Origin of the sequence: Kordia sp., from assembly GCF_050633145.1 — a bacterium.
GTDB lineage: Bacteria > Bacteroidota > Bacteroidia > Flavobacteriales > Flavobacteriaceae > Kordia.
The window spans coordinates 1-14,584 of the sequence record NZ_JBOEFY010000036.1; the positions used below are offsets into that span (position 1 = coordinate 1).

A 14,584-nucleotide genomic window follows, 5' to 3' on the forward strand; every position below is an offset into this window, starting at 1 on the left:
GCAATTCCACAGTTTTTCTATTGAGATTTTGTGTAAAATTGCCTGAAACGACAAAGTAATTCTGCGACTTTCGTTTTATTTAATACGAACTAATTGAGATTTATCTGTTGTAGTTTTATAATTAAGACGTGTATTCCCATTAATTCGAATGCGCCAGTCATGAGTGCTAAAAGTTCCTTGTACATAAGCTTCTCCTGGAGAAAGCGTTTTATATTTTATCTCTTTGCCCTTATTAACCCAATAAATGATAGCATTAGACTTCGTTTGATTTAAAAACGTAATGTCAACTTTTTTAAGAGATGTGCTTGGTGCTGGCGTTATTTTTTTAGTTGTTAAAGGTTCTAAATTTAGTTTTTCCCATTTACCATCTGCATTCCAAGATTCAGAAATAGTTGCAGAAGTTCCCGATGAAGTATGATTAAATTCTAGTTTCAATATATGTTTTCCTCCTAATTCATAACGAAATCGAACACGATTGTTATTCATCATTTTTGCACCTTTATAAACTGGCGGATATGAGTATCCATGCTTTTTAAAAAATCCAACTACCGTAGTACCGCGTCTATCTATAGTAAAGTTATATTCTCGCCCTTTGTGAACATATTTCCATGAGCCCGGAATGTTTACAAGGATATAATTAGACATTCCTTTTTTCTCAAAACACTGTTTAAATTGGCTTTTAAGTCGTGCAATTCTATCTTTTACTAAATCTCCAATGGTAGGATTCGTTACTTTTTTTGGAAAATTTACACTATACGCTTTATCAGTAGGAACAGCTACTTTACTTCTTATATGTTTTCTTAGTTTTACAATCGCTCTTTTTACAGTATTGCAATCATTCGGTTTTATAGATTTATACTGCGCGTAAATATTTTGAACTTCATTATATAAAGCCAAGGATTTAGGGCTTGTATTGTTAGTTTGAAAGCACTGTTTAAATTGACTTTTAATTCTTGCAATTCTATCTTTGGCTAAATCTCCAATGGTAGGATTCGCTACTTTTTTTGGGAAATTTACACTATACGCTTTGGCAGCAGGAACTGCCGCTCTATAACTTGTATACCTTTGTAATTCTGTTACTATTTTTTTTGCAGCACTACAGTTATTAGATCCCACAGAGGAATATTTTGTATAAATATTTTGAACTGAATTGTATAGTTGATTGCCATTTTGCGCATTTACATCTATAGAAAACATAAAAAGAATAGCAAATAGCGTACAGAAATTTTTGTGCTTTAAAATAAAAGTCATCATTCGAGAAAGTTTTAATTAATACGGGATATACTGTTGATCTTGCTCTAATTTTCATAAGAGACACCTATCAAATATAGCTAATAATAATTAATCGTATGTGTTACAGCAATATATGAGCTGTAAAATCAAAAATCAAATCGTTTGTTCATTTTAAAGGCAATTCCCCAATTTTTTCGGGTAAGATTTTGTGTGAAATTATCTGAAACTACAAAGTAGATATACGATAAAGGCTTGTATTCCCATTGCAAGCGACTGTTTATATTAAAGTTATCTCGCTGTGTGTTATACTGTATGTATGTTGTCCAGTTTAAACGATTTGAAAAGAAGATTTCGCTCGTTAAACGTGTCAAATGAAAGGTTTCTTCTCCCAATTCATTTAAATCAATATGATTCACGTCATACGAAAGTTCAAAATTGGCAAACGGCAATAACTGATAATTCATATAAGCGCCAGCTGTAGTGCGTTTTCCACTGTAATAGGTTCCTTTTTGCACATTGACACGATAGCGAAACTTTTGATTGTTCGCAGAATTATATCCAAGCTTTAAAAGTCCAAAACGATAGCGATCTGGTTGCAACGAATTTCCATTTCGCAATGGATCAAATCCATATTTTAAATCAATATCATCATAAAAAAACACATAATACAATGCTGATAAATCCTTAAAGAATACTGCCGAATTTAAAAAGTGAGAAGACTGACTAAATGCTCCTGTTTCATCAAAATAGGTATTATTCCTGTAATTTAAATACCGAACTGAATTGACCGTTTTAGAGTTTTCATAGAATTTTTGGTATTCAATACCAGCATTTGCTTGCGTGTAACCTTCTCTAACAACCACATCGTTAATAGCGTCATAATTGAATAATCTCGGTGTAAAACCAACGTCTGTAAGGTAATTTCTCTCTACTTTTTTAATACCAGCATTCCAACGAAAACCTCGTTGATTGTACCAAATTCCTAGATTGTAGAAGCTGTTCTTGTTGTCAATTCCGTCATTAAAACTCTTACCAACATTCGCTAAGCCGATCCATTTATTGTTGTCCGATTTATAATTGACATTGATTCCCGTTACACGATTGTAATCGTCTATAAACTCAAAATCAGCTGTTTCTTGCCTATTGATTAGGTATGCTGTCGCTGAAAAGTTCTTAGACAATTGCTGCTCACCAACAATGGCACTAAAGTTTTGGGAAGCAGTTTCATTTTCTTCATCGGTTTGTACGTTCAACACACCAATTCGGGTCTTTGGCGCTATATTACCAGAAAGTTTCAAACCAAATTGAATAGTACTCTCTGCTCCTATTCTTCTGGAATAAAACGGATTTACTCCGTCAACACCTAAGTTTGAAAATAAATCTGCATTCTCTAAAAAAAAGTTTCTTCTTTCTGGAAAGAAAATAGCAAAACGCGTCAAATTCGTTACTTGTTGATCGACATCAATCTGAGAAAAATCAGGGTTTATGGTTGCATCCAATTTTAAAGAAGAAGTCAAATTATACTGTAAATCTACACTTGGCGTGAACGTAGTTTCATCTGTTTTATTTGTGACATCTTCCTGATAGTTTGCAGTAATTGAAGGTGTAAGCGTAAAGCGAGATGTAGCTATATTTGGTAGGCTTTCTACTGCAAATTTTTCAGTAAATCGTAAATCGAGATTTGCATAGTTTCGCTTTACATTTTTAAAAATGGTCCATGAATTATTCTTTATATCACGCACATAAAACTGAACTCCAAAAACTGGATTTTCTTTGTTGAAATTCAATGATTTCAGCGGAATCGCAATTTCATATTGTTTTTTATTTCCGTTTAATACTGCTTCGGATTGCCAAATTGCATTCCAACTAAAACTTAAATCGTAACCATTATTTGCGCGTCCTACCAATCCATCTGTTTGATTTCCAAGAGAATTCACAGCAAATAAATATCCGTTTTGCTCTTGATTTTGTGTATCTAAAATCATAATAAAAGCATCACTAAATGCTATTGAAACATCTCTTTTTAAAGTACTTACACGAGTTTCTGATGTGCTGTCATTATAAATTGCACGCACATATAAATACTCGCCGTTATGAAAAATTTTTACAGAAGTTTGATTTTCTGCTAAACCAATATCAGTTGGCAAATAGTTATAAAAACCTGTGTATTCTGGTAATTGTTGCCAAACGCTTTCTTTAAACTGCCCGTCAATCGTAATTTTTGTATCAATAAATGGTATCGTTTTCTTTTGCGCTAAGCTTTTCATAAAGCCACACAAGAAAAAAAATGTCAATATGTATTTCATGAATTATTTTTTAGGAATGTCAACTCTTGTTGCTGTTTTACTAATAATTTTCCATTCGTCACCTAATTTCTTCAATAGAAACAAATCGATATACACCCAACTACGGTTTGGTCCCGCAATTTCTACCTTTGCAGTGGCAATATCTTTTACAATTTCGATTGCCAATACTTTTCCATCGCGACCGTTGAATTTTCCTTTTTCACCATTTTTAAAAAATCCCATATAGTCTTTTGGAGTATATCGTTTAAAATCACCTTGTCTTCCTGTAAGATATAAAGTAGCGTTTTCCGTGAAGGCGCTTTCAAGCATTTCTAATTGATTATACGAACTCCCATTGATGTAGTTTTGAAGTGTTTTTTCTACCAATGCATGTTCCGATTGCGCTGTAGAAAATTGTATCGCGCAAAGCATACTAAGAATAAAAAAGTACTGTTTCATTTGTTTATTTTTAATTGTTTTTAAAGTCAAATGGAATTCGCCAATAAGTATTTCAGTTGCTATCAACTTAATTACTAAAGCTCATTTCATTTTTGTTTGATTTAATAATTTGATCAAACTTCTAAAAACAGCTAAAAAATGGAGTGATTGATTATAATTGAAGTGTCCAGAATTATAAAATTGGACAAATTAAGACTCTGAAGATTGTTTTTTATACTCAGCAGGTGTCTTACCTATGAGTTTCTTAAAGGTTGCATAAAATGTTGATTTTGAACTAAAACCAGCTTCAAAACCAATAGACTCAAGCGTAAATTGATTGTTTTCTCGCAATAGTTTTTTGGCGTCTTCTACTCTATACTCATTTATGAACAACGCAAAGTTTTTTCCGAGATTATCATTCAATAATTGTGACAATTTGTGCGAAGATATGTGCAAAACCTTCGCAATATCGTTCAGTTTTATGTTTGTATTTTTATGAAACTGATGTGTTTTCATGGCTTCTTTTAAGGCTGCAATTAATTCTTCTTCTTCCGATTTTTCAATCTTTTTAGCTTGGTACTTTTCTGGAATGTCTTGAAAAATTGTGTCACGATTCTTTTTCGATAATAGAAAAATTAGTAAGGCATAAAAAACTACTGAGAAGGTAATTGTTCCGACAAAATACAAATAGAAATAGCCAATAATATATGCTGTAAAAATCAAGAAGTTAGCTGATAATATCGCAATCAACCATATTTCGGATGTTTCACAACGTACATTTTTCTGAAATAATTTCTTTAAAACATCTTTCAATACATAGACAGAAAGCGCTAAATATACACCCCAAACGGTATAAATAAACTTTACGAAATAGTGATTCCAAAAAGAAGGATTGCTCGCATACGAATTTGTAAGTCCTACAGTTGCAATAAAAACAAGCAGTATTGCAATGTGGATTTTCCACGAACGCGGAATAACTTTCGTATTTTCAACAGACGATTTTATATAGTAAAATACCGCGATCCCAATTAAAAAACAAGCAGACAATCCTATTTGGATAATCCATATATTTCGTTCTTCTCGTGGTGTGAAAATTGTATAGACTGATTTTCCAATTCGCACCGACAAAAACAATAAAAGCAAGCCAAAAAAGAAGTTTTGCACACGTTTTTGCTTGCTAAAGAATAAAAAATAGATACTTGCTATAAACCCATTAAATACGCCAATTGAGCATAAAAAGAATAGCAATGAATTGTTCATGTGATTTTGTAATTGATGAAATTCAAATATATAAATATTATGAATATTTCTTGTTCACAAGTGTATTTTACTTTTTGTTTCTAAAATACCATTTGCTGTGCAACCAAAAACCAATGCTAGCAATAGCAATAACTGATAAGAGAATATAACTTGAAAGACCATTGAGCACTCTGATGAAGGTGAATACAGAACTCTTGGAATGTGTTTATTTGTGCATATATCATACTAATATATGTTCCGCATTCGTAAAAAGTTACAGGTTTATAAAGTGCTTACTTCAAAATAGCTTCCGTTTTTTTAATTAAGTCTTCAATTTTACTTTGATTGTATGCATCAGCATGTGCATTTCCATAACTTCCTTTGTCATTATCAAAGTATTTCCCCGTAATGTCTTTGTGTTGCGCTGAAACTGCTAAATCATATAAAATATTTGCGCCTTTGTCGGCAGAAGACCAATGCGTTCCGAAGGCTTCTTTGACCATATTTGTGTTTAATAAAGAACCTGGATTGACTGCAATTACTTGTATGTTTGAAAGTTGTGTGGCTAAATTAAAACTCCACATTGTCAATGCTAATTTACTTTGTGCATACGCTGCTTGTTCTGTGATGGAAATATTTCCTTCCAGCGCTTCTAAAGAAACTGGCGCTTGTGCGGCAGAGCTTAAATTGATGATTCTTGCTGTGGGAGATTTTTCTATAATTGACAATAATTCGTTTGTCAACACATAAGGAGCAAAATAATTTACAGCAAATCGCATATCAAAACCATTTTGATTTTTAGATGCACTACTGTTATAAACTCCTGCATTATTGATCAATACGTCTATTTTAGGAACTTCTGAAGCAATACCTTTTGCAAGTTGTTGTACGGAATCAATTGTAGATAAATCGGCCGCAAAACCTTTTATATTGGAATTTTTTGAAGCAGATTTTATTTCCGAGATGACATTTGCTAATTTTTCTCTATTTCTTCCATGAATATAGATTTCATGACCGTCTTTTGCGAGTTTTATGGCTGCTAGTTTTCCAATTCCGTCTGTGCTTCCTGTGATTATGATTGTTTTTTTCATGTGATTACGGTCTTATTTTTTAGTTGTGTTTGAATGAAATTTTGGTAAAATACTCTTTGCTAATCGTTCCAAAGTTGCTTCTATAGGATTTGAATTGAAACGTAAATTTAATGCGATATGATTTACTCCAATATCTTGTAAATGATGTAAATAAGCTATTAAATGCTTTACTCCTATTCGAAAACCTAAATGAATTGGTTGTGGCTTAAAGTCATCATTTTTATGTAAATCTATGTATAAAGGTTGCAAAAAAGGTTTGTTATATGCTTGATTTTCTGCAATTAATGCTCGCCATTCAGCTATGCGATATTTCTGTTGTGTAGTGTCTCTTGGATAATACATCCAACCATCTGCATGTTCTGCATTCCATTGCAATGATTGTTGGCTGAAACCTGTAACCAACATTGGAATTTTGTGAGCTGTCGCTTTTGGTAATACATCTATATTTCCTTGTAAGTTTCCGAATGTTTTCGATTCAAATGTTGGAAAATCATGTTGAGCATTTCGAATATACTGAAACGCTTCTCTAAATTGTTCGCCACGATTCTCATAATTAATTCCCATGGCTGGATATTCTTCATAACGATCGCCAGAAGCAATTCCAAGAATGAGCCTACCATCCGACAAATGATCAACCGTAGCTGCCGATTTTGCAACATGTACAGGATGATGCAATGGCAACGCTATGCTTGCAATACCAAGTGCTATATCAGTTGTTTTTGCTGCTAAATATCCCAAATATGTAAACGGATCATAGGTTTGCCCTGCATCTCCAAAAGATGGCACATGAAAAGGTACATCGCGCAACCAAAGAGCTTTAAATCCTAATTGTTCTGCAAATTGCACACGCTTTATATGATCATTCATATTAGGAACAGAACTTTGCGCATAGTTTTCTATCGGAACGACCAATCCTATGCTCAACTCGTTTTGCTTAAAAACACTGTTGTATCCACGGTTTATTTGTTCAAATGTATTCATAGAGAAGTTTCAATTAAAAGATACGAATCTTCAAGAAAGTTCTTAAAGATTCGTAATAAGTTTTAGATGTTTATTCTGTTTAAAATTCTTCCAATACAATTTTACCTTTTGATTTTCCTGATTCTAACAATGCATGCGCTTTGCGTATGTTTTCTGCATTTATTTTTCCAAAATGATTTCCAACAGTTGTTTGTACTTTTCCTGCATCAATTAATTTTGAAACTTCATTGAGAATATTGTGTTGCTCTGTGATATCTTCTGTTTGAAACATAGATCGGGTAAACATAAACTCAATATGTGTAGAAACAGCTTTCATTTTGAATGGCATTACATCAAATCCGCCTTCTGGATCGTCAATAAAACCAAATTTACCTTGCGGTTTAATTATTTTTATAATTTCATCTTTGTGCTGCTTGGTAGCATTTAAACTCACAATATAATCTGGTTGTGGTAGCTTCTTTTTAGAAAATTCTTCACTGAGTTTATTTCTATGATTAATGACATGATCTGCGCCAAGTTGCGTTAACCAATCTGTAGTTTCTTCGCGAGAAGCTGTCCCAATAATTGTCAGTTTTGTCAATTGCTTCAATAATTGTGTCATGATAGAACCTACGCCACCAGCAGCTCCGATGACTAAAATACTTTTGTTTGGATTGTCTGTTACAACCTGCATTCTATCAAAAAGTAATTCCCATGCAGTGAGTGACGTTAATGGTAACGCGGCTGCATCTCCAAAAGACAGACTTGCTGGTTTTTTTCCAACAATGCGTTCATCTACTAGTTGAAATTCAGAATTGCTTCCTGTGCGTGTTAAATCGCCAGCATAATATACTTCATCACCTACTTTAAATAAACTGGTCTCTGCTCCTACTGCTGTTACAATTCCGGCTGCGTCCCAACCAATTACTTTCCAATCATCATTTTCTGCTGCTACATTTTGTCTAATTTTATAATCTACCGGATTTACAGAAATCGCTTTGACTTCTACTAGCAGATCTTTCCCTGTAGCTTTTGGCATTTCTAACTCAATGTCTTGTAATGAGTTTTCATTTTCTATCGGTAATGATTTTTTATATCCTATTGCTTTCATTTTTTCATTTTTAATTTCTTGATACAAAATTAGATCCATTAGCAACTATTTTTATGTATTTAAAAAGGGAGTTCAGGTATTTTTAAAGGTTTTTTAAATGCAAATGATTACTTTAAGGAAGTTTTTATATAGTTTTACTCAAATTTTGATTGTATATGCAAGTATTAGAGACTTATAAACCTTTTGAAATACAAGAAGTTGAATTGTCTGAATGGAAACAACGACCTGTAAAGAATAATTTTTTTGAACTGGTATTGATTAAAAAAGGAGAAGGTACACAATGTATCAATTACAATGAATATCCATATACGGAAGAAAGTATCTTTTTGTTGCCGCCTTTAAAATGTCATTCATTCAAAATTAAAAGTCCTTCCAAATTTGTCTTTTTAAAATTTACAGACGCATTTTTTAAAAGTGCCAATCGTACTTCTATTGATCGTGATGAATGGTACAAAGAAGCTTCGTATATTCTTTCAAATTACAATCAATTGCCAGGCGATATTATTAAAAGTGAAATTGATCGTACTCATGTTCGTAAGTTAGTTAGTATGATTTTAGAAGAATCTAGAAACTACGGAGAAGCTTCTATTACACTGATAAAAAGTTTAATGACAAGTGTTTTAGAGATTTTAATCAGGAATATTAAGAAGTCTAGTTTTTATGAAGTTTCTCAAAATTCCAACGATGACAGAATTCATAAAATGCTTACCTATATTAACGAACATATTGATCAACCAGAAAAGCTAAAAATAGAGCATTTGGCAAGTGTATTTTCAATGTCTTCCACTTATGTCAGTGAATATTTTAAAAAGCAAATACAGATTCCTTTGCGTGAGTACATTATCAAAGCCAAACTAAAGCTAGTAGAAATTCGCTTATTAAACTCTGATTTTACTATTTCTGAAATTGCAGATGATTTAGGCTTTACAGATGCAAGTCATTTATCTAAAACCTTTAAACGTTACGTTGGTACTTCTATTAGAGATTTTAAAAACAAAGGAGAATATGTACTGTTAAAACGTGTTGCTTGTAGTAGTTAGCAGTTTTTACAGTACTTACTATAAAGATTTAAAGCGTTTACAATAGTACCGAGATACTATTGTAAACGCTTTTATATATTACTTATTAAAGTTTATTATTTTATTAAGGTAACTTTTACAGCATTCAAGCCTTTCTTACCTTGTTCAAGTTCGAAAGTAACTTTGTCATTTTCTGTAATTGTATCGATAATTCCACTAACGTGAGTGAAATATTTTTCATTATTTTCAGCGTCTATAATAAAGCCGAAACCTTTTGATGAATCAAAGAAAGAGACTTTTCCTTTACGTACAGGATCTACTTCTTCCTTATCGCCTTCTAAGGTTTTTGGAATACTGATCTCGATAGTTTCAATCTCGTATTCAACTTTTTGAGAAGGATCTGGTGGCGTATCTGTTAGATTGCCGTTATGATCGACATAAGCAAACTGAATTCCTTTTTTTCCGCCTTCTTTTGCTTCAGCTTTACGCGCAGCCATTTTTTTGCGCTTCTCCTCTTTCTTCTTTAATCTCTTTTTTACTTTTTCTGATTTATTAAATGTTTGTTGTGATTTACCCATTCAGATTCTTAAATTGTTTTTATATAATTAGTATTAATTCCCTTTAATATACACTTTCTTTAGCAGATATAATAAAAAGAATTATTAATTTTTTTTTAAATATGAGTTTTAGAATAAAAAAAGTCTACCATGTTTTTGATAGACTTTTTATAAAAGATCGAATATATATTTAGATAACTTTTACGTTTACTGCGTTTAATCCTTTCTTACCTTCTGTTAGGTCAAATTCTACTTCGTCACCTTCACGAACTTCATCAATTAATCCAGAGATGTGTACAAAGTGTTCTTTGTTTGATCCTTCTTCAGTGATGAATCCAAAACCTTTAGTGTCATTGAAGAATTTTACTGTTCCTTTACTCATTGTAATGTAATTTAAAATATTTGATTTAATAGATGCAAAGATGATACCATTAATTTGATTTACAATAAATTAATCCATTATTTTTTTTAAAAAAGTCAACTTTTATCTAAAAAAGCTACTTTTCTCATCAAATACTAGACTGATAATCAGTATATCCTTCTTTTCCTAGTGTGTAAAATGTATTTGTATCCCAGTCAGTTAAGGCAATTTTATGCTCAAATCTTTCCACCAAATCCGGATTTGAGATGTATGGTTTTCCAAAAGCAACCAAATCAGCTTCATTTTCTTCTAAAACTTTGTTTCCCTTTTCAAACGTAAAATCAGTATTAATCATCAATGTTCCTTGGTATAATGGTCTAAAATGTTTTGCGATTTCAGTCACTGCATGTGGAACTTCTGAAACATCTGAAAAAGGCTCCGATAAATGTACATAAGCCAAATCATACGCATTGAGTTTTTTGATGATATATTCAAATGTAGGAATCGTTTCCTCATCAATTGTAATTCCTGCCATTGCCGAATGCAACGACGGATTGAATCGCACACCAATTTTTTGTTCGGGCATTTCTTTTTTCATCGCGTCAAGCGTTTCAAAGAAAAATCGTGCATTGTTTTCCATAGTTCCGCCATAATTATCCGTACGTGTATTGGAACAATTTGTAAAAAATTGATGAAATAAATATCCGTTAGACGAATGCACTTCTACTCCATCAAAGCCAGCTTCCATGGCGTTTTTGCCTGCATTTACAAAATCTTGAATCGTTCTGTCAATATCGGCTTGTGTCATTTCGCGCGGTGTAACCGTATCTTTAAAACCATCTGGCGTATAGGATTTTCGATTCGGATTAATGGCAGATGGTGCTACAGGCAATGCTCCTTCATGAAAATCGGGATGAGAAATACGGCCTACATGCCATAGTTGAATAAATATTTTTCCTCCTTTATCATGCACACGCTTCGTCACCTTTTTCCAACCTTCTACTTGTGCTTTTGTGTAAATTCCAGGTGTATGAATATAGCCAACTGCTTCTTTAGAAACTTGTGCGCCTTCCGTAATAATTAATCCCGAAGAAGCTCTTTGTTCATAATAAATTCCGTGCAATTCATCCGTAGGAACGTTTCCTTTAGTATTGGCTCTACTACGTGTCATAGGCGCCATAATAACACGATTTTTGAGTTGTAAATTTTTAGAAGAATAGGATTGTAATAAAGGTTTTTTGGGCATGTAATTTTATGTTTTATATAATAGTATTTATATCAATTGTAAACTAAAAATCAGCTTTTACTGGTGTTTCTATTTTTAGAACAGATTCTTGATTAAATTTTTGTTTGTAGTTGTCAATCACATAAGCAATTGCAATGCTATCAGCTGTTGTTCCTTTGTTTAAATATATGATGAGTCTTGAATTCTCGGAGACAGTTTCGCCTTTCGGATTTGTCCAAAAACCTTTTGATTTTAGCTCAGTATATCCAGAAAACTTTTTACTAATAAAATCTACTTTGAATGCATTCCACTCTTGTTCAGTTACAACTCCATTTTTCTTTGAAAGCCCAAAATAGAGCTCTGTTTTTATATAGTTTGATTGAAATTTAGCAGAACTACATGCAAAAAACAATAGCGTAAGTGCAATGAATGTTACTAATCTTAGGTAGGTTTTCATGATTATATCTTAGAGGCTTAAAGATATTACAAAATTCTTTATTATGTATAAATAAATGCTAGTTGCAGAGTTAAAACCTCTAAGTGTTTACATATAATTTCTTACTTTTAGAAACATAAACTAACTAACCAAATTATTAATACTCATGAATTCATCTTTTAAAGAGAATGCTCCAAAAGGTTTGAAAATTGTCAATTTTGGGGATCCTTTGTATCACTACGCACGAGTTATTTCTAACACACGTTTTGGGAACATGCCAGCTACTATAGCCTATTGTGCAAATGCTGATCATGTTGTGTATTGTGTTCAACATTGTAAAAAAAATGGAATTCCTTTTAGGGTTCGCTCTGGCGGACACCAACACGAAGGAATGTGTTCTGCCAATAACGTAATTATTATAGATGTATCTGAAATGAACCAACTTCCTAAGTTCGATGAACACACTGAAACGCTTTGGATTCCAGCTGGAAAACAATTGGGACAAGTGTATGATGAATTAGCTAAAAAAGGAAAAACAATTCCTGGTGGTGGTTGTCAATCTGTAAATGTTGGTGGACTCACACAAGGCGGTGGCTGGGGAGTTTCTGTTCGAAAATACGGATTAACCTGCGATTCTGTCACCGATATTGAAATTGTAATAGCACCAGGAAAAAAAGTGATCGCAAATGCTGATAATGAATATTCAGACCTGTTTTGGGCATTAAAAGGCGGCGGCGGCGGAAATTTTGGTGTCGTAACGCGTTTCAAGTTTAATTTAGTTTCTATCCTTCCTGTTACCACCAATTTTAGATTGATATGGGAAAATCCTGATGATATTAAAGATGTGATTACTAAATGGGCAGAATTACACGCAAAAATAGGTGGAATAGACGAAAGACTTTCTGCGACCTGCACAATGATTATTGTAAAATCTGAGATTCAGGGGCGTATGGGTGGAAAATTTTATGGTTCTAAAGTTGAATTACTAGAATTACTCATAAAGTATTTTGGTGTTTTAGTCATGAATCAACTGACTCCTGAGACTTTTACACAAACTCCAAAAGAATATTCAGATTCTCTAGAGCAAGAAACATTATTGGCAAAATCTGTAGATACAGCAGCAACAGCTTCTCATGCAGAATATGCTAGAAATCAGCGTGAACTGATTGATTTTATAAATCCCACTGGTAGCATACAATATGTAGATAATGAAGGTGAAACATGTAAAAAACTAGATTTAACGGTGTTGCCAGATGCTCCTCCAGGTTCAACCTGCGATAGGCCACATCCGCATAAAGTATCTTCTAGCTTTCCAAAAGATGATGTGAATCATAGAAAGTTGGTAGAAGCAATTTATTCCTATTTAGAAACATCCTGCTATTATGCAGATGTAAATATGTATATGAGTTTTCATTGTATGGGAGGCGCAGTTACTAGAAATGCAGATAGCAGAGCGTTTGGATATGCTCAAAAGCCATATATGTTGCAAATACAGGCTTGGTGGGACGATGTTTCCAATGCTTTTACCAATGAAGGAAGAAATACTGTATACGTACAATGGGTGAAAGATTTTAGAGAATCTATAGCAGACTATACAGAAGGTTCTTTTATTAATTTCGTAGATAAAACCTTGGTTCCAGATATTAAGGAAGATAAAAATCGTTTGGAATTATTAAAGATTTATTACAATGATAAATTAGATGAACTCCGGAAGGTGAAAAAGAAATACGATGAAGATCAATTGTTTAAGTTTGAGATGAGTATTTTACCTGAATAATATAAAAAAGCGATCATTCTACTATTTTGAATGATCGCTTTTTTGTTTGAATAATGCACACATACAAGCATGTGTATCTTGCGAGATTTAATTTCTAAAGAATTGATAGGGCTTATTTTTCTTTCAATTTCTCTTTTCCTTTAAATACATTACTTATTTCAAAATAATAAACTTTCTTTTCTCGATTTTCATCCACAACTTCCATTCGGTCACAAATTCCGCCAGCAATACTTTGATTATCTAATTCAACTCCGAGCATATTTAAAATAAAATATTCCTCAGATATTTGAATTACTGACCAACCACTTTCACAAGACTTTCCATCTCCATTACTTACTATTGATTTTAAAAGTCCAAATTGAATTGTTTTATATTTTGCTGCATTTATAGTATCTCCAACAACTTTATAAGTCTGTCTCAATATTTTATGAGCTATCATACTTGTGTAGTCAATGCTCAACATTTTTTTTGTTGTAATAATAATACTATCGTATTTCAATTCAGACATTTGTCTATACATTTCTTTTTTCAACTCCCTAAATTCGGAGCTTTTATTAGACGCAATTTTAAATTGTTTACTTTCTATAAAACTTTCTCTGAATGATTTATAATCAATGTCAGTTTTTCCGTTTTCTAGCATTTGTACGGTCTTACAATAATTATCGTCAAATTTAGGAACTTTTATTTCTGTTTCTGTTTGTCCAATTATAATATTGAAATTGAAAAGAAATAGTAAGGTTATAAAAAAATGTTTAATCATAATAGAATTTTTTTAGCTTGTACGGAACATGAGCATGAACTTATAAACACCTGTAGTTCAGTCAGTTTATTCTTTCCAGCCCCAAGGTGCGC

The 14,584-nt window shown here is 32.5% G+C and carries 14 protein-coding genes; 2 read left to right on the forward strand and 12 right to left on the reverse strand.

All coding sequences use genetic code 11. The features are described 5' to 3' along the window. Positions 1–75: 75 nt before the first annotated feature. The 7 genes from ACRBBL_RS17155 to ACRBBL_RS17185 all read right to left on the reverse strand — a co-directional run bounded on the left by ACRBBL_RS17155 (position 76) and on the right by ACRBBL_RS17185 (position 8,357). Complete coding sequence (locus ACRBBL_RS17155) at positions 76–1,254, reverse strand: hypothetical protein (RefSeq protein ID WP_431370303.1); 1,179 nt, start codon at positions 1,252–1,254, stop codon at positions 76–78. 125 nt (positions 1,255–1,379) lie between these two features. Then, positions 1,380–3,539, reverse strand: coding sequence for a DUF5916 domain-containing protein (locus ACRBBL_RS17160; protein WP_431370304.1), 2,160 nt, complete (start codon positions 3,537–3,539; stop codon positions 1,380–1,382). Between the two features lie 3 nt (positions 3,540–3,542). Beyond that, positions 3,543–3,977 carry a nuclear transport factor 2 family protein gene (locus ACRBBL_RS17165; RefSeq protein ID WP_431370305.1) on the reverse strand — a complete coding sequence of 145 codons (435 nt, stop codon included), beginning with the start codon at positions 3,975–3,977 and terminating at the stop codon, positions 3,543–3,545. A gap of 189 nt (positions 3,978–4,166) precedes the next feature. Beyond that, on the reverse strand, positions 4,167–5,216 hold the full coding sequence (locus tag ACRBBL_RS17170) for a helix-turn-helix domain-containing protein (protein WP_431370306.1): 1,050 nt from the start codon (positions 5,214–5,216) through the stop codon (positions 4,167–4,169). A 272-nt stretch (positions 5,217–5,488) separates the two neighbouring features. Further along, a complete protein-coding gene (locus ACRBBL_RS17175) occupies positions 5,489–6,286 on the reverse strand; it encodes an SDR family NAD(P)-dependent oxidoreductase (RefSeq protein ID WP_431370307.1) in 798 nt (265 codons plus the stop codon). Between the two features lie 12 nt (positions 6,287–6,298). Beyond that, entirely contained in the window at positions 6,299–7,267 is a 969-nt protein-coding gene (locus tag ACRBBL_RS17180) for an LLM class oxidoreductase (RefSeq protein ID WP_431370308.1), read from the reverse strand. Positions 7,268–7,346: 79 nt separating this feature from the next. Then, positions 7,347–8,357 (reverse strand): zinc-binding alcohol dehydrogenase family protein, encoded by a 1,011-nt coding sequence (locus ACRBBL_RS17185; RefSeq protein WP_431370316.1) that lies wholly within the window; start codon positions 8,355–8,357, stop codon positions 7,347–7,349. A 155-nt stretch (positions 8,358–8,512) separates the two neighbouring features. Between ACRBBL_RS17185 and ACRBBL_RS17190 the strand changes: the two genes are divergently transcribed. Continuing rightward, positions 8,513–9,397 (forward strand): AraC family transcriptional regulator, encoded by an 885-nt coding sequence (locus tag ACRBBL_RS17190; protein WP_431370309.1) that lies wholly within the window; start codon positions 8,513–8,515, stop codon positions 9,395–9,397. 95 nt (positions 9,398–9,492) lie between these two features. Here the strand turns inward: ACRBBL_RS17190 and ACRBBL_RS17195 are convergent, their stop codons facing one another. The 4 genes from ACRBBL_RS17195 to ACRBBL_RS17210 all read right to left on the reverse strand — a co-directional run bounded on the left by ACRBBL_RS17195 (position 9,493) and on the right by ACRBBL_RS17210 (position 11,976). Next, positions 9,493–9,954 (reverse strand): cold-shock protein, encoded by a 462-nt coding sequence (locus ACRBBL_RS17195; RefSeq protein ID WP_431370310.1) that lies wholly within the window; start codon positions 9,952–9,954, stop codon positions 9,493–9,495. A gap of 169 nt (positions 9,955–10,123) precedes the next feature. Beyond that, positions 10,124–10,315: a cold-shock protein gene (locus ACRBBL_RS17200; protein ID WP_431370311.1), complete on the reverse strand. Its 192-nt coding sequence runs from the start codon at positions 10,313–10,315 to the stop codon at positions 10,124–10,126. A gap of 127 nt (positions 10,316–10,442) precedes the next feature. Beyond that, complete coding sequence (locus ACRBBL_RS17205) at positions 10,443–11,540, reverse strand: alkene reductase (RefSeq protein WP_431370312.1); 1,098 nt, start codon at positions 11,538–11,540, stop codon at positions 10,443–10,445. Between the two features lie 43 nt (positions 11,541–11,583). Continuing rightward, positions 11,584–11,976 (reverse strand): DUF3574 domain-containing protein, encoded by a 393-nt coding sequence (locus ACRBBL_RS17210; protein WP_431370313.1) that lies wholly within the window; start codon positions 11,974–11,976, stop codon positions 11,584–11,586. 145 nt (positions 11,977–12,121) lie between these two features. Between ACRBBL_RS17210 and ACRBBL_RS17215 the strand changes: the two genes are divergently transcribed. Then, positions 12,122–13,732, forward strand: coding sequence for an FAD-binding protein (locus tag ACRBBL_RS17215; protein ID WP_431370314.1), 1,611 nt, complete (start codon positions 12,122–12,124; stop codon positions 13,730–13,732). A gap of 112 nt (positions 13,733–13,844) precedes the next feature. On the opposite strand, the gene ACRBBL_RS17220 is transcribed toward ACRBBL_RS17215, so the two are convergent. Continuing rightward, positions 13,845–14,492: a DUF4919 domain-containing protein gene (locus ACRBBL_RS17220; protein WP_431370315.1), complete on the reverse strand. Its 648-nt coding sequence runs from the start codon at positions 14,490–14,492 to the stop codon at positions 13,845–13,847. Between the last annotated feature and the right edge of the window lie 92 nt (positions 14,493–14,584).

Coding starts and splice junctions, on each gene's coding strand:
- ACRBBL_RS17210 (WP_431370313.1), bottom strand. CDS start 11,976: ATGAAAACCTACCTAAGATTAGTAACATTCATTGCACTTACGCTATTG.
- ACRBBL_RS17165 (WP_431370305.1), bottom strand. CDS start 3,977: ATGAAACAGTACTTTTTTATTCTTAGTATGCTTTGCGCGATACAATTT.
- ACRBBL_RS17160 (WP_431370304.1), bottom strand. CDS start 3,539: ATGAAATACATATTGACATTTTTTTTCTTGTGTGGCTTTATGAAAAGC.
- ACRBBL_RS17220 (WP_431370315.1), bottom strand. CDS start 14,492: ATGATTAAACATTTTTTTATAACCTTACTATTTCTTTTCAATTTCAAT.
- ACRBBL_RS17200 (WP_431370311.1), bottom strand. CDS start 10,315: ATGAGTAAAGGAACAGTAAAATTCTTCAATGACACTAAAGGTTTTGGA.
- ACRBBL_RS17175 (WP_431370307.1), bottom strand. CDS start 6,286: ATGAAAAAAACAATCATAATCACAGGAAGCACAGACGGAATTGGAAAA.
- ACRBBL_RS17185 (WP_431370316.1), bottom strand. CDS start 8,357: ATGAAAGCAATAGGATATAAAAAATCATTACCGATAGAAAATGAAAAC.
- ACRBBL_RS17215 (WP_431370314.1), top strand. CDS start 12,122: ATGAATTCATCTTTTAAAGAGAATGCTCCAAAAGGTTTGAAAATTGTC.
- ACRBBL_RS17190 (WP_431370309.1), top strand. CDS start 8,513: ATGCAAGTATTAGAGACTTATAAACCTTTTGAAATACAAGAAGTTGAA.
- ACRBBL_RS17205 (WP_431370312.1), bottom strand. CDS start 11,540: ATGCCCAAAAAACCTTTATTACAATCCTATTCTTCTAAAAATTTACAA.
- ACRBBL_RS17170 (WP_431370306.1), bottom strand. CDS start 5,216: ATGAACAATTCATTGCTATTCTTTTTATGCTCAATTGGCGTATTTAAT.
- ACRBBL_RS17180 (WP_431370308.1), bottom strand. CDS start 7,267: ATGAATACATTTGAACAAATAAACCGTGGATACAACAGTGTTTTTAAG.
- ACRBBL_RS17195 (WP_431370310.1), bottom strand. CDS start 9,954: ATGGGTAAATCACAACAAACATTTAATAAATCAGAAAAAGTAAAAAAG.
- ACRBBL_RS17155 (WP_431370303.1), bottom strand. CDS start 1,254: ATGATGACTTTTATTTTAAAGCACAAAAATTTCTGTACGCTATTTGCT.